Source organism: Acidovorax facilis (genome assembly GCF_050626955.1).
Classification (GTDB): Bacteria; Pseudomonadota; Gammaproteobacteria; order Burkholderiales; family Burkholderiaceae_C; genus Acidovorax; species Acidovorax facilis.
Map to the genome: position 1 here is coordinate 1,932,619 of NZ_CP192460.1, position 22,140 is coordinate 1,954,758.

24 protein-coding genes are annotated in these 22,140 nt (G+C 59.7%); 7 read left to right on the plus strand and 17 right to left on the minus strand.

Features of this window, described 5'->3' with window-relative positions; translation table 11 throughout:
• The first annotated feature begins 60 nt into the window (after positions 1–60).
• Positions 61–513 carry an HAD domain-containing protein gene (locus tag ACQ4MJ_RS08690; RefSeq protein ID WP_192424956.1) on the plus strand — a complete coding sequence of 151 codons (453 nt, stop codon included), beginning with the start codon at positions 61–63 and terminating at the stop codon, positions 511–513.
• A 152-nt stretch (positions 514–665) separates the two neighbouring features.
• On the opposite strand, the gene ACQ4MJ_RS08695 is transcribed toward ACQ4MJ_RS08690, so the two are convergent.
• Both ACQ4MJ_RS08695 and ACQ4MJ_RS08700 read right to left on the minus strand, forming a co-directional pair.
• A complete protein-coding gene (locus tag ACQ4MJ_RS08695; protein ID WP_192424955.1) occupies positions 666–986 on the minus strand; it encodes a hypothetical protein in 321 nt (106 codons plus the stop codon).
• A gap of 411 nt (positions 987–1,397) precedes the next feature.
• Positions 1,398–1,727 (minus strand): HAD domain-containing protein, encoded by a 330-nt coding sequence (locus ACQ4MJ_RS08700; protein WP_233559560.1) that lies wholly within the window; start codon positions 1,725–1,727, stop codon positions 1,398–1,400.
• Positions 1,728–1,763: 36 nt separating this feature from the next.
• Between ACQ4MJ_RS08700 and ACQ4MJ_RS08705 the strand changes: the two genes are divergently transcribed.
• From ACQ4MJ_RS08705 to ACQ4MJ_RS08720, 4 genes are all read left to right on the plus strand, one after another.
• The gene (locus ACQ4MJ_RS08705; protein WP_225584681.1) at positions 1,764–2,156 is read left to right on the plus strand and encodes an HAD domain-containing protein; all 393 of its coding nucleotides are present in this window, start codon (positions 1,764–1,766) and stop codon (positions 2,154–2,156) included.
• A gap of 225 nt (positions 2,157–2,381) precedes the next feature.
• On the plus strand, positions 2,382–2,834 hold the full coding sequence (locus ACQ4MJ_RS08710) for a PaaI family thioesterase (RefSeq protein WP_055400385.1): 453 nt from the start codon (positions 2,382–2,384) through the stop codon (positions 2,832–2,834).
• Between the two features lie 240 nt (positions 2,835–3,074).
• On the plus strand, positions 3,075–3,398 hold the full coding sequence (locus ACQ4MJ_RS08715) for a heavy-metal-associated domain-containing protein (protein WP_082437546.1): 324 nt from the start codon (positions 3,075–3,077) through the stop codon (positions 3,396–3,398).
• An 18-nt stretch (positions 3,399–3,416) separates the two neighbouring features.
• A complete protein-coding gene (locus tag ACQ4MJ_RS08720; protein ID WP_055400387.1) occupies positions 3,417–3,920 on the plus strand; it encodes a hypothetical protein in 504 nt (167 codons plus the stop codon).
• A 76-nt stretch (positions 3,921–3,996) separates the two neighbouring features.
• Here the strand turns inward: ACQ4MJ_RS08720 and ACQ4MJ_RS08725 are convergent, their stop codons facing one another.
• The 11 genes from ACQ4MJ_RS08725 to ACQ4MJ_RS08775 all read right to left on the minus strand — a co-directional run bounded on the left by ACQ4MJ_RS08725 (position 3,997) and on the right by ACQ4MJ_RS08775 (position 16,752).
• Positions 3,997–4,926 carry a sensor domain-containing diguanylate cyclase gene (locus tag ACQ4MJ_RS08725; protein WP_121508533.1) on the minus strand — a complete coding sequence of 310 codons (930 nt, stop codon included), beginning with the start codon at positions 4,924–4,926 and terminating at the stop codon, positions 3,997–3,999.
• Positions 4,927–4,947: 21 nt separating this feature from the next.
• On the minus strand, positions 4,948–5,760 hold the full coding sequence (locus tag ACQ4MJ_RS08730) for an alpha/beta fold hydrolase (RefSeq protein WP_370540302.1): 813 nt from the start codon (positions 5,758–5,760) through the stop codon (positions 4,948–4,950).
• Between the two features lie 139 nt (positions 5,761–5,899).
• On the minus strand, positions 5,900–9,046 hold the full coding sequence (locus ACQ4MJ_RS08735) for an efflux RND transporter permease subunit (protein ID WP_121508531.1): 3,147 nt from the start codon (positions 9,044–9,046) through the stop codon (positions 5,900–5,902).
• Positions 9,043–10,560: an efflux RND transporter periplasmic adaptor subunit gene (locus ACQ4MJ_RS08740; RefSeq protein ID WP_192424949.1), complete on the minus strand. Its 1,518-nt coding sequence runs from the start codon at positions 10,558–10,560 to the stop codon at positions 9,043–9,045. The genes ACQ4MJ_RS08735 and ACQ4MJ_RS08740 overlap by 4 nt, the downstream gene beginning before the upstream one ends.
• A 12-nt stretch (positions 10,561–10,572) precedes the next feature.
• Positions 10,573–11,898 carry a TolC family protein gene (locus ACQ4MJ_RS08745; protein ID WP_192424947.1) on the minus strand — a complete coding sequence of 442 codons (1,326 nt, stop codon included), beginning with the start codon at positions 11,896–11,898 and terminating at the stop codon, positions 10,573–10,575.
• A 75-nt stretch (positions 11,899–11,973) separates the two neighbouring features.
• Positions 11,974–12,459 (minus strand): hypothetical protein, encoded by a 486-nt coding sequence (locus ACQ4MJ_RS08750; protein WP_231940668.1) that lies wholly within the window; start codon positions 12,457–12,459, stop codon positions 11,974–11,976.
• Between the two features lie 39 nt (positions 12,460–12,498).
• Positions 12,499–14,868, minus strand: a complete 2,370-nt coding sequence (locus tag ACQ4MJ_RS08755) for a heavy metal translocating P-type ATPase (RefSeq protein ID WP_192424945.1) — start codon at positions 14,866–14,868, stop codon at positions 12,499–12,501.
• A gap of 34 nt (positions 14,869–14,902) precedes the next feature.
• A complete protein-coding gene (locus ACQ4MJ_RS08760; protein WP_055402945.1) occupies positions 14,903–15,094 on the minus strand; it encodes a DUF2933 domain-containing protein in 192 nt (63 codons plus the stop codon).
• A gap of 264 nt (positions 15,095–15,358) precedes the next feature.
• A complete protein-coding gene (locus tag ACQ4MJ_RS08765) occupies positions 15,359–15,775 on the minus strand; it encodes a DUF305 domain-containing protein (protein ID WP_069106281.1) in 417 nt (138 codons plus the stop codon).
• 20 nt (positions 15,776–15,795) lie between these two features.
• Positions 15,796–16,137 (minus strand): four-helix bundle copper-binding protein, encoded by a 342-nt coding sequence (locus ACQ4MJ_RS08770; RefSeq protein ID WP_069103138.1) that lies wholly within the window; start codon positions 16,135–16,137, stop codon positions 15,796–15,798.
• A gap of 342 nt (positions 16,138–16,479) precedes the next feature.
• Positions 16,480–16,752, minus strand: a complete 273-nt coding sequence (locus tag ACQ4MJ_RS08775; RefSeq protein ID WP_156779031.1) for a hypothetical protein — start codon at positions 16,750–16,752, stop codon at positions 16,480–16,482.
• 371 nt (positions 16,753–17,123) lie between these two features.
• Between ACQ4MJ_RS08775 and ACQ4MJ_RS08780 the strand changes: the two genes are divergently transcribed.
• Together ACQ4MJ_RS08780 and ACQ4MJ_RS08785 are read left to right on the plus strand one after the other, a co-directional pair.
• Complete coding sequence (locus ACQ4MJ_RS08780) at positions 17,124–17,495, plus strand: hypothetical protein (RefSeq protein ID WP_082836304.1); 372 nt, start codon at positions 17,124–17,126, stop codon at positions 17,493–17,495.
• Positions 17,496–17,585: 90 nt separating this feature from the next.
• Positions 17,586–18,113, plus strand: a complete 528-nt coding sequence (locus ACQ4MJ_RS08785) for a DUF4148 domain-containing protein (protein ID WP_069103139.1) — start codon at positions 17,586–17,588, stop codon at positions 18,111–18,113.
• A 132-nt stretch (positions 18,114–18,245) separates the two neighbouring features.
• Here ACQ4MJ_RS08785 and ACQ4MJ_RS08790 read toward each other — a convergent pair whose 3' ends face one another.
• From ACQ4MJ_RS08790 to ACQ4MJ_RS08805, 4 genes are all read right to left on the minus strand, one after another.
• Positions 18,246–18,554, minus strand: a complete 309-nt coding sequence (locus ACQ4MJ_RS08790) for a flagellar hook-basal body complex protein FliE (RefSeq protein ID WP_192424943.1) — start codon at positions 18,552–18,554, stop codon at positions 18,246–18,248.
• A gap of 241 nt (positions 18,555–18,795) precedes the next feature.
• Positions 18,796–20,058 (minus strand): type II restriction endonuclease, encoded by a 1,263-nt coding sequence (locus ACQ4MJ_RS08795; protein ID WP_192424941.1) that lies wholly within the window; start codon positions 20,056–20,058, stop codon positions 18,796–18,798.
• A complete protein-coding gene (locus tag ACQ4MJ_RS08800; protein WP_063459332.1) occupies positions 20,051–21,457 on the minus strand; it encodes a heavy metal sensor histidine kinase in 1,407 nt (468 codons plus the stop codon). The genes ACQ4MJ_RS08795 and ACQ4MJ_RS08800 overlap by 8 nt, the downstream gene beginning before the upstream one ends.
• Positions 21,454–22,140, minus strand: coding sequence for a heavy metal response regulator transcription factor (locus tag ACQ4MJ_RS08805; RefSeq protein ID WP_069103141.1), 687 nt, complete (start codon positions 22,138–22,140; stop codon positions 21,454–21,456). Before ACQ4MJ_RS08805 ends, ACQ4MJ_RS08800 begins: the two co-directional genes overlap by 4 nt.

Below are 22,140 nucleotides of genomic sequence, written 5' to 3' on the forward strand. Positions count from 1 at the left end.
TGGCTCGCTAACTCGGAAAAATATTTAGCCCTGTTGGAAATCTGTTTCTGAAGTCGCGCTGTGCCCATACTCTTTCTGGATTTTGATGGGGTCCTGCACCCAGAGCACTGCCACGAGTCGAGGCACTTCTGTTGCCTACCTATCTTGGAAGATGCGTTACGGCAGGTGGCAGAGTGCCAAGTCGTGATCACCAGCACCTGGCGCCTGGAGAAGTCCTATGAGGATCTCCTGCAAAGGTTCTCTCCGGACATTGCCGCGATGATCGACGGCGTCACCCCCAGATATTGCGATCTAACGAACGTCCCGAATACGCTAGTAGGCTATCAGCGGGAGGCGGAGTGCCACGCCTGGCTTTGGGCCAACGAAATGCCGCATCGCAGCTGGGTGGCCGTGGATGATCGATCGTGGCTATACCGGCCGTTTTGCAAGTCATTGTTTTTGGTCGATGGCCGCGCGGGGCTAACGCAGGCTACCGGTTCGCAACTTGCAGCTCGTCTTCAAAGCCTTCATTGAAAAGGCAGCCAGGAAGGTAGACGACAGGCCCTCAGATAACAAAGCTGGGGTTCACCGATAGTGAAAATACCTCTCGTCGGAAAAGTGGGGGCCACCTTTCTGCCCCCTCGCTCGGCTCTACTGGAGCTGCGCTTGGCAAGTCGAAGGATGGCTCAGTACGTCAATTCGATCCAGCGCAGTCCATAGCGCTGAATATCGCCCGAATCGGGCCACCAGCCTCCAACTTCCCCTGCATCTGTCTGCGTGAGTTCGAGCCCATCGTCGGTTACCAAGCGGTTGTGCTCTGGGAAATCCAAAACGTAAGCGTCGCCCTCGAAGTCAATGACCGTTTTGACCCCAGACCAACCGAAATGATTGGATCCATTGTTCTTCCCCAGATCAATGAGACCCACCACCTTGCCTACAGATCCCTGAGGCAAGAACTCATCCGGAGCATTCAATTTACGGCCTTCGCCGGAAGCAAAAATCTGCATAGGTGATCTCGTTTGACGCGGTCTGCCCAATGGTAGTCGCAAGTTCTGATTCGCAGGCGCTTCTGGGGAAAGATCGAAGTCTGCTGGATACCTGAAGGCGCGTTGGTGAGTCGAATTTGATTAGTGTACGTTTGTTCACTAAAATATCGAGCATGGCCCGAACCAACCGCGACACGATGCATTTGCTCAGTCTCCGAGCGCTGTATAGGAGTGAGGGATGCTTTCCGTCTTACAGTCGGATCGCTTCCCATCTGGGGTTCAAGGCCAAAAACGCCGCCTTCAAGCTCATCGGCCGACTCATCTCAAGTGGGGTGATCTCACTTTCGGTGCAGATTACCCGGTTAGGATGCTCGGGTTAACCCTAGATTTGTGTTTTCTGAGGCTAGGTGGTCTGCACTCCTGGCAGTCTTTTCAAAGTGTGGTTTGAAGACGAGCTGTCAGTTGTGAACCGGTGGCCTGCGTGAGTCCCGTTCGCCCATCGACCAAAAACAACGACTTGCAGAACGGCCGATAGAGCCACGATCGATCATCCACCGCCACCCATCTGCGATGTGGCACATCGTTGGCCCAAAGCCAGGCATGGCACTCGGCCTCCCGCTCGTACCCCACCAGCGTATTCGGGACGTTCGTTAGATCGCAATATCTGGGGGTAACACCTTCGATCATGGCGGCAATGTCCGGAGAGAACCTTTCCAATAGATCCTCATAGGCCTGTTCCAGGCGCCAGGTGCTGGTGATCACGATCTGGCACTCGGGCATCCACGCAAGGGCATCTACATGAGCCCGTATGAGGCTGCAGGGCATTCGCTGTTCGAATGGGTTCCAATCCTGGAGTCGGTGCTCCAACCCCACCCAACCGTTGCCCTGGTACTGAGTAGCACCTGGTGCATTCGCCCCGGGTACAGCGCAACCCTTAAGCGCCTTCCAGCGTCCTTGCGTGCTCGGTTTATTGGCGGGACATACCACAGACGTGTGCATGGCGTGGACCCATGGAACCTGTCCATGTTCCGCACCACACCCCGGGGCGTGCAAGTTCAAGAAGACGCTCAGCGCAGAAAACCCAAGCAGTGGATAGCGCTCGATGACGATCTGGAAGATTGGCCTGACTCCTGTCGGCAAAACCTGGTCGCATGCGAGGGAACTACGGGCTTATCCAACCCCGAGGTATAACACGAACTGAGGGAAAAATTGCGCAGCTGTCATGTGGCCTTATCGGCCAGAACCCCATAGCAGCTCGCGGGGTACAGTGGACTTAACAACGGTCCAACTATCGAATCTTCATTCGAGAAAACCCCCGCCGCAAGTGTCTTGGATGCAAGGTTAGACGCATCCTGAATGTACATTTTGACGAGCCTTCAATGTACATTTGGACGGTAAACGCATCATTGCTTTCCCATGCATAGTCCGACCATCCCATTTCGCCTAGTCTCCACTCAGCGCGAAGAGCAATTGGCTCAATTCAACGCCAGGAAAGAAATTGCTTGGTTTGGGTTTAGGGGGACGTTCAAAGAGCCAGGCTTGGCGATCATCAATTTCACCAAAATCGAATCTGGCCTTCAGGGAGGTGGAGGAACCTCCGCAATCAATGGCGGTGTTATCGCCGCAGGTTTTGATGCAGCCTTCGTGCTTGCAGGTTTGGGCCACTACGATTCCAAGGTCGTCGTCACCCTGGAGTTGTCGGTCAAATTTTTGTCCCTTGCACTTGTCAGCGAGTCGCTTGCATTCCAAGCGCATCTCGTTCGATCTGCTAAAAACTTCTCGTTCGCCGAGGGCTTTCTCTCTCAGGCAGGTACAGGACCAGCCCAGCATTTGGCAATTGCCACCGCTATGGTGGCGCCTGCGCGCTAGGCACGCGGCGGGAAGGCGCAAGGCGCAAGGCGCCAAAGGTCTCCTTCCCCTCGGCTGAGATGGAGATTTTCGACAGTCGTTCACCCAAGGCGCGAGCGTTCTAGCTCGTAGAGACACCACCAGCACTGAGGTCGTTTGCTGCTTTCCGATCTTCTATGCCGATTGAATTCCGTGAGACCTTGACCTTAACACCGTGGCAAGGTTCATAGTCAAAACGTGAATCAACCAAAGGAGGCTCACATGGTCCATTTCAATGTTCCTGATATGACGTGCGGCACTTGCGCCCAGCGCATTGGTCGTGCAATAGCTCAGGCCCAACTGCCTGGGGGCATCGAAGTAGAAATCGACGCAGCTGCACGTCAGGTACGCATCCCGGCGCAAGCCGGAGAAAGCACTGTGGAGCTTGTCCGCTCAGCGATTGAGCGTGCTGGATACAAAGCAGACGCGGCGGTGAGTCCTGCATCTCGCCGAACAACCGGTGGCTGCTGCTGTGCGTCTCGGTCCACAACCTCTGTTGATGTGAATCAAGGCGCTGCGAACCGTACGTCGTCATGCTGCAGTTGAACCTACAAGGAGACCATCATGCGTCTGAATATCGTCGCTGGGCTGTTGACAACCCTTTTCGTGGCGGGCTGTGCCGTCGCGCAATCTCCAAAACCTGCGGACGAACACGCAGGCCACCACCCCGGTGATGCGCAGAGCGGTGGCGTAACCACCCAGTCTGCCCCGGCAGCTACCACCCCGCCAACACCGGACGCCTTTGATCGTCAGATGAAGGCGATGCAGGAAATGCACAAAAAAATGCAGGCGGCCAAGACTCCCACCGAACGTTCAGCGCTGATGGGGGAACACATGAAGCTCATGCAGTCAGGCATGGCCATGATGGGCGCGGGTAGTTCTGGTGGCATGGGGATGGGAATGATGCAGCAAGGGGCGCAGACCAAACCTGCCATGCCTGCAGCCTCTGGAAACTCGGGTATGGGAGGCATGATGGGCATGCACGCTCAAATGGAGCGCCGTATGGCCATGATGGAACAGATGATGCAAATGATGGTGGACCGCCAAGCAGCCATGCCATCCAAGTAGTCTCACCGCGAACGTTCTTTGCGGGGGCAAGCTATCACTATTCCAAACGCTGGTGAGCTGCGCGAGGCTTGGTGACTCAGTCACTAACCACAGTGCAGTTGCGCCCGAGCGCCTTTGCCCTATAAACAGCTTGATCAGAGCGTTTTAGCAGTCGGGCGAGGAAATCCGCTCCGGTTTGGTGTACTGCACACGCCAGCCCGACACTGACCGTTACTGGCCCTGCCAATGAGCGCACCCGTCTGGCGCATTTGTGCACCCGCTCAGCAATTCTGGCAGCTGCTTCTGCGTCCGCATCAGGTAACCAAAGGACGAATTCTTCCCCACCGTATCGCACCACCAGGTCCGAACCACGTGCGTCTGCCTGTATCTGGCGAGCAAAGTTCACCAGCACCCGGTCGCCCTCGGGATGGCCATGCGCGTCGTTGATCCGTTTGAAGTAGTCCACGTCCACCATCAACAACGACACGTAACTCTGTCGAGAGGCCGTCCGTTGCCACTTCTGCACGATCAATTCCAGCGCACGGCGGTTTTTAAGACCCGTAAGCGGATCAGAGAGACTCAGTTCCGAAAGCTGGCGATTCTGCAATTCAACCTGTTGATTGCTGGCGGCCAAGCGCTGGGCAAGACCCTGGGCCTCTGCACGGGCCTTGATCAACTCGCCTTCGAAACGGCTGCGTTCGCGGGCCACAAAAAAGGCCCATACGATGTGGTCGCCCGTGTCCAGGCGCTTGCTGACCGCATTGACCATGACAGGAACAGTCTCGCCGCCAACACCGCGCAGGTGGAGGAACACTTCGCGCGCACTCTTGGCGTGATGCAGCGTGGGAAACAGGTGGGTCTGGCTGAAAATTCGAGAAGCTGGTGTCAACAGTTCATCCATGGAGTGGCCGAGCCAAAACGCCTCCGTGCCCCCGATCAGGACAAGGAACTCCCCGTTCATCCGCACGATGTGCCCCACCGGGTCCGTGATCATCATCGCGCAAGGGATGTCATCAACCGCCAGCATGTTCTGCCCTCTCGGTTTCGCTCACGCTAAGGAGAGATATCGCTGCATGGCGGCCGTCACCAGGTGCGGATGACTCATGTGGGCGCAGTGTCCGGTCACGTCCAGCACTTCCAGCGTGCTGTCCCTGAGCTTCTTGTGCATGTATTGCCCCACCGAATGGGGCGCCAACGCATCGTTGCCATGCTGCAGGATCAGACTCGGCCGGGTCACGAGCGACAGCTCCTCTCTGGTATCCGCAAAGAAGGTTGCCTGCGCAAAGATACGAGCCATCGTAGGATCGGTTGAGCAGAAACTCTCAGACAACTCTCCGCCCAGACTGTCTGCCTGCGGCGCTCCCGCCACAATGGGTGCGAGGTAGCTGGACCAGCCCATGAAGTTCTGGTCCATGAGGTCCAATAGGCCCTCCAAATCCTGGCGCTCGAACCCTCCAAGGTAGTCCGGAGCGTGATTGAGGTAGCAAGGCGACGGGCCAACCAGAATCAGGCGGTCAAAAAGTGTAGGTCGCTCGATGGAGGCCAGCAGGCCGATGCTGGCGCTGACCGAATGTCCAACAAAATGCACTCCGCGCTCGATGCCCAATGCGTCGCATACATCCAGCAGATCTTGCACGTAGCCTTTCAGACTTGCGTACTTCACGGGGTCAAAGGCGGCCAAGTCTGATTGGCCGCAGCCGACGTAGTCGAACAAGACCTGGCGGCACTTACCTTCAAAGGCCGGAGTGATATGTCGCCACATATGCTGGCTACACCCAAAGCCGTGCGCATAGACGAGCAAAGGGGCGTCCGGGCGAATTGGGTCGATCATATGAACGTTGTTGCGCTTACGAATTTCCACTGTTGTTCTTTCTGGGCGGTCTGCCCGCAGATTTTGCACGCCCGACGCTTGCACCGCGTGTGAAATGTATGCAAGCGTGCACGATTGCGAGCGCGAAACGACAGGTTTATTGGGAGCACTTGGTTGCGCAACGCAGCGTTCAGCCTCCGGATGCCTCTGCTTTCACTCTCCTTGGCTTACGCATCAGCACATAGGCCGCAGGAATCACGAACAAGGACAGCAGCGGCGCCGTCACCATACCGCCCAGCATGGGTGCCGCGATGCGGCTCATGACCTCCGAGCCTGTCCCGCTGCTCCACACGATGGGCACCAGGCCCGCCAGGATGACAGCCACGGTCATTGCCTTGGGTCGCACGCGCAGCACGGCACCTTCCCGAATCGCGTCCAGCAGCTCTTCCAGTGTGGGCTGCCTGCCGTCTGGACATCTCTCTGCGAGTGCCTGCTTGAGGTAGATGAGCATGACCACCCCGAACTCTGCCGCGACCCCCGCCAGGGCGATGAAGCCCACACCGGTGGCGATGGACAGGTTGTAGTTCATCAGGTAGAGGAACCAGATGCCCCCGGTCAACGCGAATGGCAACGTCGCCATGATCAGTCCCGCCTCACCCATGCGCGAGAAGGTCAAGTACAAAAGCACGAAAATGATCAGCAAGGTGGCTGGTACCACCACCTTGAGGCGAGCATTGGCCCGCTCTAGGTACTCGAACTGGCCAGAGTACGTGATGCTGACTCCTGGCTGCAGCTTGATCTGTCGGCTCACCGCGTCGCGCAGGTCATTGGCCACCGATGCCAGATCTCGTCCCCGCACATCAACATACACCCAGCCCGATGGACGGGCGTTCTCACTCTTGAGCATGGGCGGCCCATCGGTGATGGAGATGCTGGCCACCGTTGCCAGCGTGATTTGCTGCCCCATGGGGGTGGAGATGGGCAACTGGGCCAGCCGTTCGGGCGAGTCTCTCCACTCACGCGGGTAGCGCAGGTTGATGGGGAAGCGCGCCAGGCCCTCGACCGTTTCCGAGACGTTTTCTCCACCGATGGCCCCGGAGACCACGGCCTGGATATCGGACACATTCAGCCCGTAGCGCCCCGCGGCCGTGCGATCGATGCGGACATCGACGTAGCGGCCCCCTGTCAGGCGCTCGGCCAGTGACGAGGCCACTCCCGGAATGCCTTTGGCGACCTGCTCGACCTGTGCCGCGATCCCATCGATCACCTGCAGGTCGTTGCCCGTCACCTTGACACCGATGGGGCTCTTGATGCCGGTTGCCAGCATGTCGATTCGGTTGCGAATGGGTGGAATCCAGATGTTGGACAGGCCGGGGATCTTGACGGCCTTGTCCAACTCTTCGATCAGGCCCTCGGGCGTCATTCCTGGACGCCATTGGTCTCTGGGCTTGAGCTTCACCGTGGTCTCGAACATTTCCAGCGGGGCCGGATCGGTGGCGGTCTCTGCGCGGCCCGCCTTGCCGAAGACGCGCTCGACCTCGGGCACCGTCTTGATCATCCGGTTGCTCAATTGCAGAAGCTCCGTGGCTCGCTGTGCCGACAGGCCCGGCAGGGCTGACGGCATGTACAGCAGATCGCCTTCATCCAGCCTGGGCAGGAACTCGCCCCCCAACCGCGACAGGGGCCAGATCGTGGTCGTCAGCGCCAGCACGGCGATGACCAGGGTGGATTTGGGACGATGCAAGACCCACTCAAGGCAAGGTCGGTACACGGCAATCAGCGCGCGGGTGATGGGGTTTTTCTGCTCGTCAGGGATACGCCCCCGGATCCAGTAGCCCATGAGGACCGGGATCAGCGTGACCGAGAGTGCCGCAGCTGCGGCCATCGCGTAGGTCTTCGTGAACGCCAGCGGTCCAAACAAGCGGCCTTCCTGTGCTTCCAGCGTAAAAACGGGCACAAAGGACAACGTGATGATAAGCAGCGAGAAGAACAGCGCGGGGCCCACCTCCTCGGCAGCTTCGGTGATCACTTTCCAGCGTTCTTCCCCCACCAGTTGGCGGTCGGGATGCTTGTGCTGCCAGGCCTCCAGCTTCTTGTGGGCGTTCTCGATCATCACCACAGCTGCATCGACCATGGCGCCCACGGCGATTGCAATCCCGCCCAGGGACATGATGTTGGCGTTGATGCCCTGGTAGCGCATCACCAGAAACGCCGCCATGATCCCCAGCGGCAGAGAAATGATGGCGACCAGCGCAGAACGCAGGTGCCAGAGGAACAAGACACAGACCACCGCCACCACAATGAACTCCTCTACGAGTTTGGTGCTGAGGTTCTGGATCGCCCGCTCGATGAGTGCGCTGCGGTCGTAGGTGGTGACGATCTCCACGCCCTGGGGCAGGCTGCTTTGCAGCTCGCTGAGTTTGGCCTTTACGGCCTGGATCGTTTCCTGGGCGTTCTTGCCAGATCGCAGCACGACCACGCCTCCAGCCACTTCCCCCTCGCCGTCGAGTTCAGCGATGCCGCGCCGCATTTCCGGCCCGATCTGAACGGTGGCGACATCCCCCAGGCGCACAGGCACCCCTGCGCGCGACACCAACGGGATGGCGCGGAAGTCGTCCAGCGTCTTGAGATAGCCGCTGGCGCGCACCATGTACTCGGCGCCGGACAGTTCCAGCACCGATCCCCCCGTTTCCTGGTTGGCATTCATGATGGCCTCGCGCACCTGCCCCTGAGTGAGGCCTTGGGACGCAAGCTTGATGGGGTCGAGCACGACCTGGTACTGCTTGACCATGCCACCGACCGATGCCACCTCGGCCACGTTGGGTAAGCTCTTGAGTTCGAACTTCAGGAACCAGTCCTGCAAGGCGCGAAGCTGGGCCAGGTCGTTTTTGCCGGTGCGATCTACCAGGGCGTACTGGAAGATCCAGCCCACCCCGGTGGCATCTGGGCCCAACGACGACTTGGCCGTGGCGGGTAGTCGGCCCTGCACTTGGTTCATGTACTCCAGCACCCGGGAACGCGCCCAGTACAGGTCCGTGCCATCCTCAAACAGGATGTAGACGAATGAATCGCCAAAGAACGAAAAGCCTCGCACCGTCTTGGCGCCCGGGACGGACAGCATGGTGGTGGACAAGGGGTATGTGACCTGGTTCTCCACGATCTGCGGTGCCTGGCCGGGATAGGAGGTGCGGATGATGACCTGGACATCCGAAAGATCGGGAAGAGCGTCCACGGGGGTGCTGCGCACACCCCACACGCCCCAGGCCGTAAGCATCACGGTCGCCAGCAGAACCAGGAGTCGGTTCGCCACCGACCAGCGGATCAGACGCGCGATCATGGCTTGATCCTTTCCACGGCAGTGATCACGAAGTCCTTGCCTTGCTGCTGGAAGGTGAACTTCACCTGCTGCTCGGGTTTCAGTGCTTTTGCCAGTTCTGGGTTTGCCAACTTGAATGGCATGGTCATGCCGGGCCACTTCAGTTCAGGCACGGCCTCGTGGGTAAGGGTCAGCTCGGTGGGCGTGACCTCATCGACCACCCCTCGCACCGTAAAGCTCTTGGACGCCGGAGCCGCAGAGGCCGAGGAACCCTGTTCAGCGATGGGTTGCGCGCTGCTGCCTGGAGGCAGTGCGGGCATGATGCCTCGCAGGCTGGCTTCCGAGTCGATCAGGAACTGTGCCGAGGCGACCACCTGTTGTCCTGCGGTGAGGCCGCCTTGAATGACGAGGCGGTCATCGATTTCCCCGCCGAGTTGCACCTGGACGGGGTGGTACTTGCCAGGACCGTCCACCACGTAGACCAACGCCCTCTTGCCGGTGCGGATCACCGCTTCGCTGGGCACCAGCAGCGCTGGTTGTGTGCGTCCGGCCAGGACGATCTGCCCGGACATGCCCGCCTTCAGGCGCTGGGTGGGGTTGGGAAGCTCCAGGCGCACGCGCACCGTGCGGGTGTCCCGGTTGGCCTCTGGGAGGATGCTCACGACCCGGGCGTTGAGGGTTTCGCCCGGAAACGCGGCCAATCGGACCTGGGCGTCCTGCCCCAGTTGCAAGGGACCGCTTTGCGCTTCAGGAACGGCCGCTTCGATCCAGACGCTGGCCAGGCCGTTTACGCGCACCAGACTGCCCCCCGAAGAGACCGTCATGCCCTGGCGCACCATCAGTTCAGCCACCATGCCGGCCTGCGGGAAGGTCACCGTGTAGCGGCCCTGAGGTTCGCCCGTGCGCTCCACCTGGGCCACGAGCGAGGCAGGCATGCCCAGCAGCGACAGCCGCTGGCGCGCTGCTGTCGTCAGCGACTCGTCCTTGAGCGCCCGGACCGCGAGAAACTCGCGCTGCGCAGCCACCCACTCTGGCAGCAGTAGATCGGCCAATGGCGCGCCTGCGGCCACCACGTCGCCCGGGGCCCGGGCATAGACGCGTTCCACGAAGCCGCCCGAGCGGGCCTGGACGATGCTCACATCCCGGTCATTGAGCTGGACCGTGCCCAGCACGTCCACATCGGACCCAATGTCTCGCTGCTCTACCAGGGCGGTGCGCAGGCCGAGGGCTTGCACGGCCTGGGCGGAGACGCTCAGGCCGGAGCTTTCCGGAGTGTCCTCATCCGCATACTTGGGTACCAAGGCCATGTCCATGTAGGGGGACTTGCCTGGCTTATCGAACTTCTGCGTCGGCGACATCGGGTCGTACCAGTACAGCACCTTGCGGTCGGCTTTTGCTGCTTCTGTCGATGCGGGACTGGCTCCCAGTGCGTGGTTGTTCGCGGTGCGCCATTGGGAGACGGTCCAGCCGAGGGCGATGCCTGCAGCCACCAGTGCTACGGCCACAACGGTCTTCTTGAAAACGGTATTGGTCATGTGGTTCTCCCTTCAGTCCGCGATCAGGCTGTTCAGGCGGGCAATCACGGTGTCCCGCTGTGCCTGCAGCTCAATGAGTCGCCAGTGCGCCTCCCGCACCTGGGCCCTTGTAGCCAGCACGGCGCTCAAATCGCCCTTGGCAGACTGGTAGTTGGCCAACGCGAGTTCGGCGCGCCCTTGTGCCAAGCCGATGCCAGCCGATTGCAGCCGCTCGATCTGACTGTTCAGTGCCGCCAGCTCTGAGGCGCTGTCCTCCAGCTCCTGTAGGTGCCTGCGGGTCACGTCCTCCTGCTCGGCTTCCAGGCGCTGCAGCTCCAGCTGCTTGGCCTTGATCTGGGGTCCCTGACGCCGCTCCTGTTGCCAGGGAAGATCAAAGGTCACCTGGAAAGACACCATGTCGCCCCAGCGGCGGTCGCGGCGGCTGTAGGCGACTTCCCAGGACCAATCACCCTTGGTTTCTGCCTGGGCTTCGCGCGTTTCCGCCAAGGCCATGGCTTGCATGGCGGGGTACTGCGCGAGTTCCGCGTGGCGGTGTACCTCTGACCGAAGCTGGTCCAAAGGGCGGCTCAGCGGCCCGGGAACTCCCTGCAGCGCCTCGTCGGCGCGGGCGCCAACCCAGCGCCGCAACATCGCCCTGGCCTTGGATCGGTCCCGCTGCAGATCGTCCCTGCGGTCCGACAGCGCAAGAGCCTCCTGCTTGGCCATCAGGAGATCGCCCGCTTGGGCCGTCCCCCCCTCGATGCGGGCGGGCAGGCTGTCCTGCAGGCGCTGGTTCTCACTCAGTAGACCGGTGAGTACCTGATCACGTTGCTCGATAGCCTGGGCCATGATCCAGGCTTGGCTCAGCTCCTGGCGGATCTGCAGACGCTGGACCCCCAGAGTGGCGCGTTCGCGCTCCACCTTGGCCTGGGCGCTGGCGATCTGCGCATCTCGTTTGGCACGGTTGGGAACCTCCTGCATCAGCGCCAGGCGTTGCATGGTCATGGACTCGCGCGTAAGGCTGAAGCGATCCATGCCGCTGATGGGAAAGTTCTCGACCCCGACCGAGAGCTTTGGATCCGGCAGAGTTCCCGCCGACTTCTGGGTACTGCTGGCTGCGTCAATCTGCAGCCGCTGGGCCGTGATACGAGGGCTGTGCTGCTCCGCCAGATCCAAGGCTTCGGCAAACCCCAGGGCGTGGGCCTGGTTGCCTGCAAGGCCGATGCCGGCCAGCAGGAATCCGAGAGCGCAAAGGCGCAGATGGTTGAGGTTGCGCACACGGATGCGCGGCGAGAGAGGATGAATGCGCAGTTGCGCAGGCAGGCGCTCGCAGGGAGCGCCGAAGGAGATGTTGGGCATGATAGTCCTCGAAATGAAGGGGCACGAAGTCAGACCTGCGCGCACGCTGCAAGGCAGCGCACACGCCGTGCACGTTCAATTCCGAAAGACCTGATGGGTCAGATAGATGGGGGGAGAGCCCGCTCGACTGTCCAGCTCTGCGTAGACAGCCCGAGGGTCAATATGGCGTTCTGAGTCCAGGATCACGGGCAGCACATAAGCAACCCAGATGGCGTGAGCCGCGAGCGCCTGCAGATCGAGACCTTGTAGCGAGGGGGAGGACAAGCTGTCGCCATCACAATGGGCTCGACACAGCTGAGGATCTTGCTCATCCATGGTTCCCGCCATAGCGTGGCAATCGGGCATGGAGGGCATGCCGACTGAGTCTTCCATGGCCATGCCCGCTTTTTGCATCGATGCCGCATGGGCTGCGGAGTCCAGCTTGGGACAGGCATAGGCCGCCAACGCGAACTGCATCAGAAGCAACACCGCGACCAGAACGCTGGTTATCCAGCGTCTTTGGCGCAACACGGTGTTCCTGACAGCGATCATGGTGCGAATGGTATCCAGAATGCCAGTCACGGACTTAACCCAGATCAAGTCCGTGCAAGCGGCCCCTCCTCAGCCCTTGCGCAGCCGCAGCGCGTTGGTGATCACCGACGCAGAACTCAGGCTCATCGCCAGGGCCGCAATCATTGGCGACAGCAGCCATCCGGTGAAGGGATACAGCAGCCCTGCGGCGATCGGGATGCCCAGCGCGTTGTAGAGGAAGGCAAACATCAGGTTCTGCTTCATATTGCCCACCGTCGCCTCCGACAATTCCCGCGCAGTGGAAATCCCTCGCAGATCGCCCTTGACCAGGGTGACCTGTGCGCTGTTCATCGCCACGTCGGTGCCGGTGCCCATCGCGATCCCCACATCCGCCTTGGCAAGGGCGGGCGCGTCGTTGATCCCGTCCCCCGCCATGGCGACAACACGGCCTTCGGCCTGCAGCCGCGACACCAGGGCCAGCTTGTCCGCAGGCTTGACTTCGCCATGGACCTCATCAATCCCCAGTTTGGCCCCCACCGCCTTGGCGGTGGTCATGCCGTCGCCCGTGGCCATGACAATGCGCAGTCCCGCCGCATGCAAGGTCGCCAGCGCTTCCGGCGTGCTGGCCTTGATGGCATCCGAGACCGCCAGCAGGCCTTGAAGCTGGCCATCGGCCGCCAGGTACATCACGCTGGCGCCTGTGGCGCGCAAGGCCTCTGCCTGCGCAAGCAGCGGGTTCGCTGAAACCCCAACCTGCTCCATGAGGACCGTGTTGCCCAGGGCGAGCTGGCGTCCAGCGACCTGTCCGCGCACCCCGATGCCCGAGCCGGACTCAAAGTCCTCGGGCTTGTCCAGGGCGAGCCCCTTGGCGCGAGCTGCCTGGACAATGGCATCGGCCAGCGGATGCTCGCTGCCTTGGTCCAGACTGGCCGCCAGGCGCAGAACCTCATCCTCGGACAGACCGGGCATGGCCACTACACGTTCGAAGGAGGGCTTGCCTTCGGTGAGCGTGCCTGTTTTGTCCACGATCAGCGTGTCCACCTTGCGCAGGTTCTCGATGGCTGCCGCGTCCCTGAACAGCACGCCGCTGGTCGCCCCCCGGCCTGTGGCCACCATGATGGACATGGGAGTTGCCAGGCCCAACGCACAAGGGCACGCGATGATCAGCACCGCAACTGCATTGACCAGGCCGTAGACCCAGCGTGGCTCCGGACCGAACAGGCCCCACGCGAAGAGTGTGAGCAACGCGATACCCACCACAGCCATCACGAAGTAGCCCGCCACCTGGTCGGCCATGCGCTGCATGGGGGCCCGTGAGCGCTGTGCCTGCGCAACCATTTGAACGATCTGCGACAGCATGGTGGCGGAGCCCACCCGCTCGGACCGGATCACCAGTGCCCCGTTGGTATTGAGCGTGGCACCGATGACGGCATCACCAGGCCCTTTGACGATGGGCACCGGCTCGCCAGTGAGCATGGCTTCGTCCACCGCGCTGCTCCCCTCGACCACCACACCATCCACAGGAACCTTCTCGCCAGGCCGCACGCGCAAGAGGTCTCCCACATGGACATGGGACAAGGGAACATCACTCTCCTGACCGTTGGCGTCAATACGCCGCGCGGTCTTGGGGGCCAGGCCCAGCAGCGACTTGATGGCGGCCGAAGTCTGCGAGCGCGCCTTCAGCTCCAGCATCTGACCCAGCAGCGTGAGCGAGATGATGACCGCTGCAGCTTCGAAATACACCGCCACGCGCCCCATGGCCTGGAACGAGGCGGGAAACACCCCCGGCGCAACGGTCGCGACCACGCTATAGACAAATGCTGCGCCCGTTCCCAGACCAATCAGCGTCCACATGTTGGGACTGCGGTTCACGACCGACTGCGCACCGCGCAAGAAGAAGGGCCAGCCCGCCCACAGGACGATGGGTACCGTCAGCACCAGTTCAATCCAGCTCTGTGTGACCATCTCGAACCACTGCAACCGGTGCCCAAGCATGGCCAGGACGGTAACCACCACAGTGAGAGGCAGCGTCCACCAGAAGCGATGCCGGAAATCCACGAGCTCGGCGTTTTCTCCCTCATCCAGCGTGGGCAGCATGGGCTCCAGTGTCATGCCGCACTTGGGGCAATTTCCAGGATGGTCCTGTTGCACCTCAGGGTGCATGGGGCAGGTATAGGTTGTGCCCGGTTGCGCCGCTTCGGGCTCAGGCTGAGGCGCGCGCTCGCTGATGGGAGTCGAGAGAAACTTTTGCGGCGCTTCCATGAAGCGTGCTTTGCATTTGGCGCTGCAAAAGTAGTAAGGACGCCCTTCGTGCTCTGTCGAGTGATGCGATTGTTCCGTCACATCCATACCGCAGACAGGATCCTTTAGTCCCGTCGTGGGCAACGACACATGCGTGTGATGCCCTTCATGATGCTGGTGGTCATGATGGACGTGTTCGTGCGGTTGCGCATTCGACATGGATAGCCTCCCTGGGTGTTTTGGCCGTGCAAGATTACTTCTTGCTCGAATCGACGTTGTGGGAGCCGTGCCCCCCGTGTCCGTGGAAAAGGTGCATCAGGGGGCAAGCCAGCAAGAGCAGATACGGCCAGTAGCCCGCGACATGCGACCAGTGCTCTTTGAGAAGAAAAAACATGCCAATGAAAGCGAGCATGACGACTGCGCCAATCAGTCTCTTTCTGCCCATTGAAGCGCTGGCCTTATCCGATTGTCCTGTACTGTGATCGTGGTTCATGGTTTTCTCCATATGAGGTCGTCGAGACAGTGACGAGCCGTATGGAAACAATAAGGCTTAACACGGTGGCAATGTCAAACTGATGACAAGTCCTCTTGACGTGGATCATGTGCCTGCTCAGCCCCCATGCGCACTGCAAACGGCGTCTGAGTAACGCTGCCCTGATTCCCCGACAGCGGTCCAAGGGTCAGGGCAGCGATCGCTGAGTACAGAGAACTATTTCGTGGGTGCTGTGGGTTGCTTGCCATTGCGAACGAGAAACGCATCCAGCACAGCGATTTCCTTTTTTTGCGCGGAAATAATGTCCTGGGCCATGCTGAGTAGTTGGGGATCTTTTCCATCGCGCAATTGGCTCTGCGCCATGTCGATGGCACCTTGATGGTGGATGCGCATCATTTGCGCGAAATCCACATCGGGATTGCCTGACGTCTTCACGGACGCCATCTTGTCGTTGTTCTCTTTCATCATGGACTTAATGTCCATCTTGCCTGCAGGCATCGTCTGATCCATGGCAGCGCCTTTCATGCCAGCGTGTGGGGCAGACTGGGCGTGCAACGACAAGGGAACCACCAACGCGCATGCAAGAAAGGCGGTTGCCGAGACGGTTTTCGAGGGTGGGTGCAGAAATCTCATGGTGGGCTCCTTGAACAGCGTCAATCTGCGTGGGCCATGGCGGCACATTCTTGAGCGCATTTGTGGCAAGCGGCGGCACATGCCTTGCAATGCTCGGCTTCGTGCCTAGCGCACTCATCGCCGCAGGCCTTGCAGATCTGCGCGCACAGCGCACAAATCGCCTCGGCGTATTCGCTTCGGCGCGCCATCACATCGGCAGCTAAGCTGCAAGCGGCCGCACAGTCCGCGTCCAGCGCAATGCAGCGGGCCATCATCTTGACGTCCTCCTCCTTGAGGCACTCTGCGAAACACTGATGGCAAGCCGTCGCGCACGACCGGCAAGCATTGATGCAAGACATGTAGGGGTTCGGGGTGTGAATCATCTGGATCTCCTGATAGGTTTGGATGGCTCAAAAAGTTGAACTTGATCCTACGCAGCGGGCTGCAAGGAGCATCCATCTTCCGCCGCGAGAAGCATTCGGTTCTGTAGGCTCGCGCCGACGATTGACTCAGCCTTCGAGCAATTTGCCGCAATTTCGGTGCAAGATGACGAAGAGGTTTCACGGTCGTAATCTAGATGTCACATTCGACCAAGTAGTCTTCGCCAAGGCTCTTTGTTACGCCTATTCGCACGGCTGCCGTCCAATCACAGCCCTTCAAAGCTGACGTAACCACCATGCAGTGCACTACGGGCCCAGCTGTGGTACCTCTTACGCCACAAGGCGTCAGCGCACACGCGACGATCGGATGCCAGAAAGAACGCCAGATGGTTCGGCTTCCCCAGTGTTTGATCGCGCAGCGAGCATGCGGCCTGCGGCATCGACTTTGATCATGGCCAATCTTGGATGGCTCCAGTAGCGCGTTTTTCCATCCTCCGTCGCAACTCTGGTGGCCGACGCTTCAACGCGCACCTCGTTGTCGGTAGGTGCGGCAAACGTGGTCGCAGACGCCAGCGACGCTGCTGCGACCAACATAGACACAATCATCTTTTTGTACATGGTCTTACTTTCCTCATCAGTCATTAAAACGTCAGCTGGGCCGACGGCTACACGCGGATACAAGACATCAATGGGCGGCGTGTGGAAGAGGATTTTGGGCTACGGGGACGAACGAGAAGCTGTAGTGCGGATGACGTTTTCGAAATATACGGAACATGCAATGTTCATCGGGTGCTTCATCCCGGTGAGGAGACATAGACCGTATCTCGAACCAAATCCCTCTGCACTTTTCACCTCGCCCCAAACCTGTCAAAAGCGTAATCGGGAGGTCACCGCTTCGTAGGGGTGCGGGTTCTAGACTTCTCTCCGTGGCGCAGAAAAACGCCACCTGGATGGACCATATCGGGCATCCGGCGCCACAGGAGACCATCATGAAAATTCGTACTGCCATCCTCGTCGCCAGTCTCGCTGCATTCGCTACAGCGTCCTTCGCTACTTCGGTCTACCACGCAAGCCCAAGTCAGGAAGAAGGCGTGAGTCTGGCCCCCGACCACCTGGGCAACGCAGTCAGCCGTCAAGCTGTCGAAAGCACCGTACTGGCCGCGCAAAAGGACGGTTCTCTGTACTGGATCAGCCGTGGTTACCCGGCTACTTATCCGCTCGTCCCTGGCCCCAAGCTGACAAAGACCCGCCAGCAAGTCTTGGATGAGTTGCAGGCCGCCAAGCGCAATCCCGTGACCAGCGATGGCATGCGCGATCTCGGAGGCGAGGCAGGTTGGGTCAACGCCAGCCAACTGCCCTGAACCCCGAACCATCCCCACTCCCGCGAATCTCCAAGACCGGCCTGCGGCTGCACTCAAACCATCTCCATTTATCAAGAAGGAAATCCCATCATGAAACTCAAGTCCACCCTCATCGTCCTCTCTCTTATCGCAGCCCCTGCATTTGCTTCGGACCAAGTGGTCAGTAAGACGCGCGAGCAAGTCCGTGCTGAATTGGCGCAGGCTCAGCAGAGCGGCGACATGCTCGCCTTTGGCGAATCGGGTCTTACGCTCAAGCAGATCAATCCTGGCGCCTATCCCGTGGCTACTTCGACTCAGGTCGGCAAATCCCGAGAGCAAGTGCGGGACGAGCTGGAGCAGGCTATCCGTACAGGCGACATCATGGTGGCCGGTGAATTCGGCGTCAAACGCAATGAACTGATGTCAGGCCGCTATCCCATCGTGACAGGCAAATCGCTGAAGACACGTGACCAGGTAAAGAGCGAGCTGGCACGCGCCATCCGCGAAGGCGAAGTCGTCGCTGTGGGCGAAGACGGCCGCAAGCTCAACGAAATCTATCCGGACCGCTATCACGCAGCGCAGCATGCGGCCATGGCCACCACCTCGGACGAATCCTCCAAGGCGCCACGGTTTCAGTGAGTTTTCCCAGGGGGTCAGCGGCTGAGCTGGAGGAGCCTTGCCAAAAAAGGGCCGCCTCCAGCTTGAATGCAAAGCATGCCCACGGCCCCGACAGCAGGTGCGCACGACCGTTGTCTTACAACTCGCTCAGGATCAGACCTGCATGTTCATCACATCGGTGTAGGCCTGGACAATTCGATTGCGGCTTTGCAAGGTCGCCTGGAACGCAATATTCGACTTGACTCCAGCGAGCATGGTCCCTTCCAAGCTGACCGTGGGGTTGCCAAGTGTGACCTCTCGACTCAGCCGACCCGATTCACCTTGCAATTGGCTTGTGATTGTCAGCGCCTGCTTCATGGCGTCTAGAAAACCGCCCCCTTGGATGCTCGGTGCTGTGGACACAGAGTTTCCCAACAAACCGACTGGCGACAGACCAACCAATGGCTTGGTAGTGACGTTCATGTCGAGGACCTCATGGTTGGACGAAGAATTTGCGAAGTGCCGCCTTGGAGATCTCTACCAAGGTGATGGTCCATAGTAGTTACTGGCGCCAGACCTGGATCGTTTTTGGGCGCAGGGTTTCAGCCGCTAGTCCCTCCGTTCGGGATAACAGGAAATTCATCTTGCCGACATCGCCGAGAATCGAACCCGAGGCTCAAGGAGCGAAACCCAGGCGAACCGCACCATGCAAAAAAACCGGGTCTCACAGCTGCTGCGAAATCTCCAGCAGCGGCTTGATACTGGAACCAAAACGGCTCATCAAAGCGTGGTTCTGCTCCAGTTGGCTATACGGCAGGTACCGGATTCCCAACTCCGAAACGCGGGAGAATGCAGGCCTTTGAAGTTGTTCAGCGACCTTGTCTCTGCGATTGTCTGGAGCCACAAGAAACAATGCACAGTTACCTGCAACCGACGTGCCCAAGGCCAGGTCGAGCATTCGCACGATCCCCGAATAGATGGACGTGGTGTGCTCGACTTCAAATGCGGCCGCGACCTGCGATGTCTGAGTATCAATCCATACGACATCAATGAGTCGAATCGACTCCAGTCCCCTGTCCACGCTGGCAGGCAACTGCGCCAGACATCCGTCTCCCAAAAGGCCGCTGCCGTAGGAGCGACCCCGGTCGTTGGACGCTATCCAGACATCAAACCCGAGAGACTTGCCCAGATCGCGCAATGAAGCCTGAATACCCGTGTGGGTCGCATCGCTTTCGGTCGCCTGGGACATCTCCCGTTGCGATGCGGTGGATTCCAGCCGCACACGTTCAAGGTCTTCTTGCCAGAGTGTCGCCGTCGCCGCATCCATTGCTTGTGGCGGCGCTGCATATCGGCCACTGCCAATGTCAAACATGAGTCCCGCAATCGCACCGAGATCATTCGATAGTTTCAGCCGGTACTGCGCGTTCAAGCGCAGCAAGCCCTCCCGCATAGAAAGATAGTGGTCCCAACGTCCGAGCTTCACGCGCCCGCCAGTCACTGCGTTGAAACCATTGACAATGGCAGTGTTAAAGGGAGAGAGCAGCGTTGGGTGGATGAAATACAGCAAGTTGGCGACTGCTGGGCCCAAGCCTTTGATGCCGATTGCATCGATGCGCTGTATGGCGGCAACGACGTCTTCTGCGCAATCGCAGTGATCGCAGGTGTGAAGGAGATCTGCGAAGGCGAGCTGGTTACTCGTGTTCTCGTAGATGTCCGGAATCCTCAGCTTGGGTTTCCAGAGGAACGCGTGGTCCGCACCTTTGAAAATTTGGCGCTGCTCTGCCACGGAACCCACGATCGTCTCCAGCGAGGAGCCTCGGTAGGCGTTGCCAAACGTTCCTCCCCGGATGTCCTCCACCACCTGTGCAATGCCTCTGCGTATGGAGCGGAAGTTCTTGATCCTCTGATCCCACAGGAACCAGCTGTTGTAGGTGCTGCTCGGATCCGCCTTCCAGCAGTCAATAAGGGTTGCAAAGGGGTCATGCATTTGTCGTGAAGTGCTTGCCAATGGTCTGTGCACTGGGGAAATACATCGAAAAACAGGTCCTGCCATCGGCCGAACTCACTGAGATGCGGCCCCGGTGTGCATGAACAATCGCCTGGGTGATGGACAAGCCCAAGCCTGCACCGTCGGAATCCAGTTGCTTGCGCGACTTGTCTGCCCGAAAGAAACGGTCAAACAGGCGGGGGATCATCTGCGCATCGATAGAAGGTCCAGTGTTGACTACATCCACGGTGGTTCCGTGAACGTCCCCTTGAATGTCAACGACCACCTGTTCTCCAGGGGGGGTGTAGCGAACGGCGTTGGACAAGAGATTGCTCAGCGCCCGGCGAAGCATCAACCGGTCGCCAGTGATCTCCGCCGTTCCGATCAGTTGCAGCCGGACCCGCTTTTCTTCGGCAAGTGCCTCGTAGAAATCAAACAAGGCCTGTGCTTCATCATGAACTGCGATTCTCTCCGTGCTGGGAAGAATAAGCCCGTGGTCAGCCTTGGCCAGGAACAACATGTCAGCCACCATGCGGGCCAAACGCTGGTACTCCTCGGCGTTGGAGGCCAGTATGTCCTGGTACTCCTCGGAGGAGCGAGCTTGGCTAAGCGTGACCTGGGTCTGCGTCATCAGATTGTTGATGGGCGTTCGCAGCTCGTGAGCCAGGTCCGAAGAAAACTCGGACAGCCGGTCGAACTCCTCCTTGAGCCGCCGGAGCATCTCGTTGAGAGTGGTCGCCAAGTCTGCCATTTCCACTGGAAACTCCTGGGTTGGCATCCGCTCGTCCAGTCGCTGTGCCGTGATGGCCATGGCGCGAGATCTCATGGCCCGAAGGGGGGCCAAGCCATTCTTTGCGGCCCACCAGCCCAGGACCCCGGCCACTAGAGTGGCCAACGCCACATAGCCCACAAGCACCCAAATCAATTCGTACATGAAGTGCTTGTGGTGGGCAATGTCTACAGCTACCCAGACCTGCAGCGGCGGCTCGGCGGAACCCGGCAACGTCACGAGTGCCGACATCCCTCGGTATTCCCGCCCCTTCGTTTTCCAGGAGGCAACCCCCAGGCGGGCCCTCTGGGCCAGGGCATGGAGATCATCTGGAAACTGGAAATCCGTGGTCGCGTAAAGCGTGGCCCTGTCACGGAAAACGCTGACAAAAAGGCCCTCATGGCTGTGCAAGACGTCGTCCAGACGCATTTTGAGGTCTTCAGGTGACGTGGATTTTCCTATCACCTCACGTGTGAGGTGGATCTTGTCGCGCAGGGCATCGCGATCCAGTTCCACAAAATGGCGATCGATAGAAATGGCGACGATGGTCCCCAAGCCAACGAGCACAAGCCCAGAAGCCAGCGTAAAAAAGGCCGTCAGCCGTGTCGTCAGCGAGTGCCGGGCTTTCACGGAATCTCCTGTGGCGCTTCAAGCACATACCCCATGCCTCGCACCGTCTGGATCAGTTTGGCGTCATAGGCATCGTCAATTTTGGCCCGAAGCCTACGCATTGCCACCTCGACCACGTTGGAGTCGCTGTCGAAATTCATATCCCACACCTGCGACGCGATCAGAGAGCGAGGCAAAACCTCTCCTTGGCGACGCATCAGCAGTTCCAGCAGACCGAATTCCTTGGGCGTGAGGTCGACGCGTTTGCCGGACCTGCTGACTCGACGCCGCAGAAGATCCAGTTCAAGATCGGCCACCTGCAGAATGGTCACCTCGGCGCCACTACGGCCGCGCCGCAGTATGGTCCGGGCCCTTGCCAGCAATTCGGCAAAAGAAAACGGCTTGACCAGATAGTCGTCTGCGCCTAATTCCAGCCCCTTGATCCGGTCTTGCACCTGATCCTTGGCCGTGAGAAATAGCACGGGCATCTCAAGGCCACGGCGACGCATATTGGTGAGGACCTGCCAGCCGTCCATCCGAGGAAGCATCACATCCAGGATTACCAGATCGTAGTCTTCCTCTTGAACCATACGCAGACCATCGACACCGTTGTGGACTAGATCAGCGTTGAATCCCGCTTCCCGCAAGCCTTGGCGCAGGTACTCCCCGGTTTTGATTTCGTCCTCAACGATCAGTATCTTCAC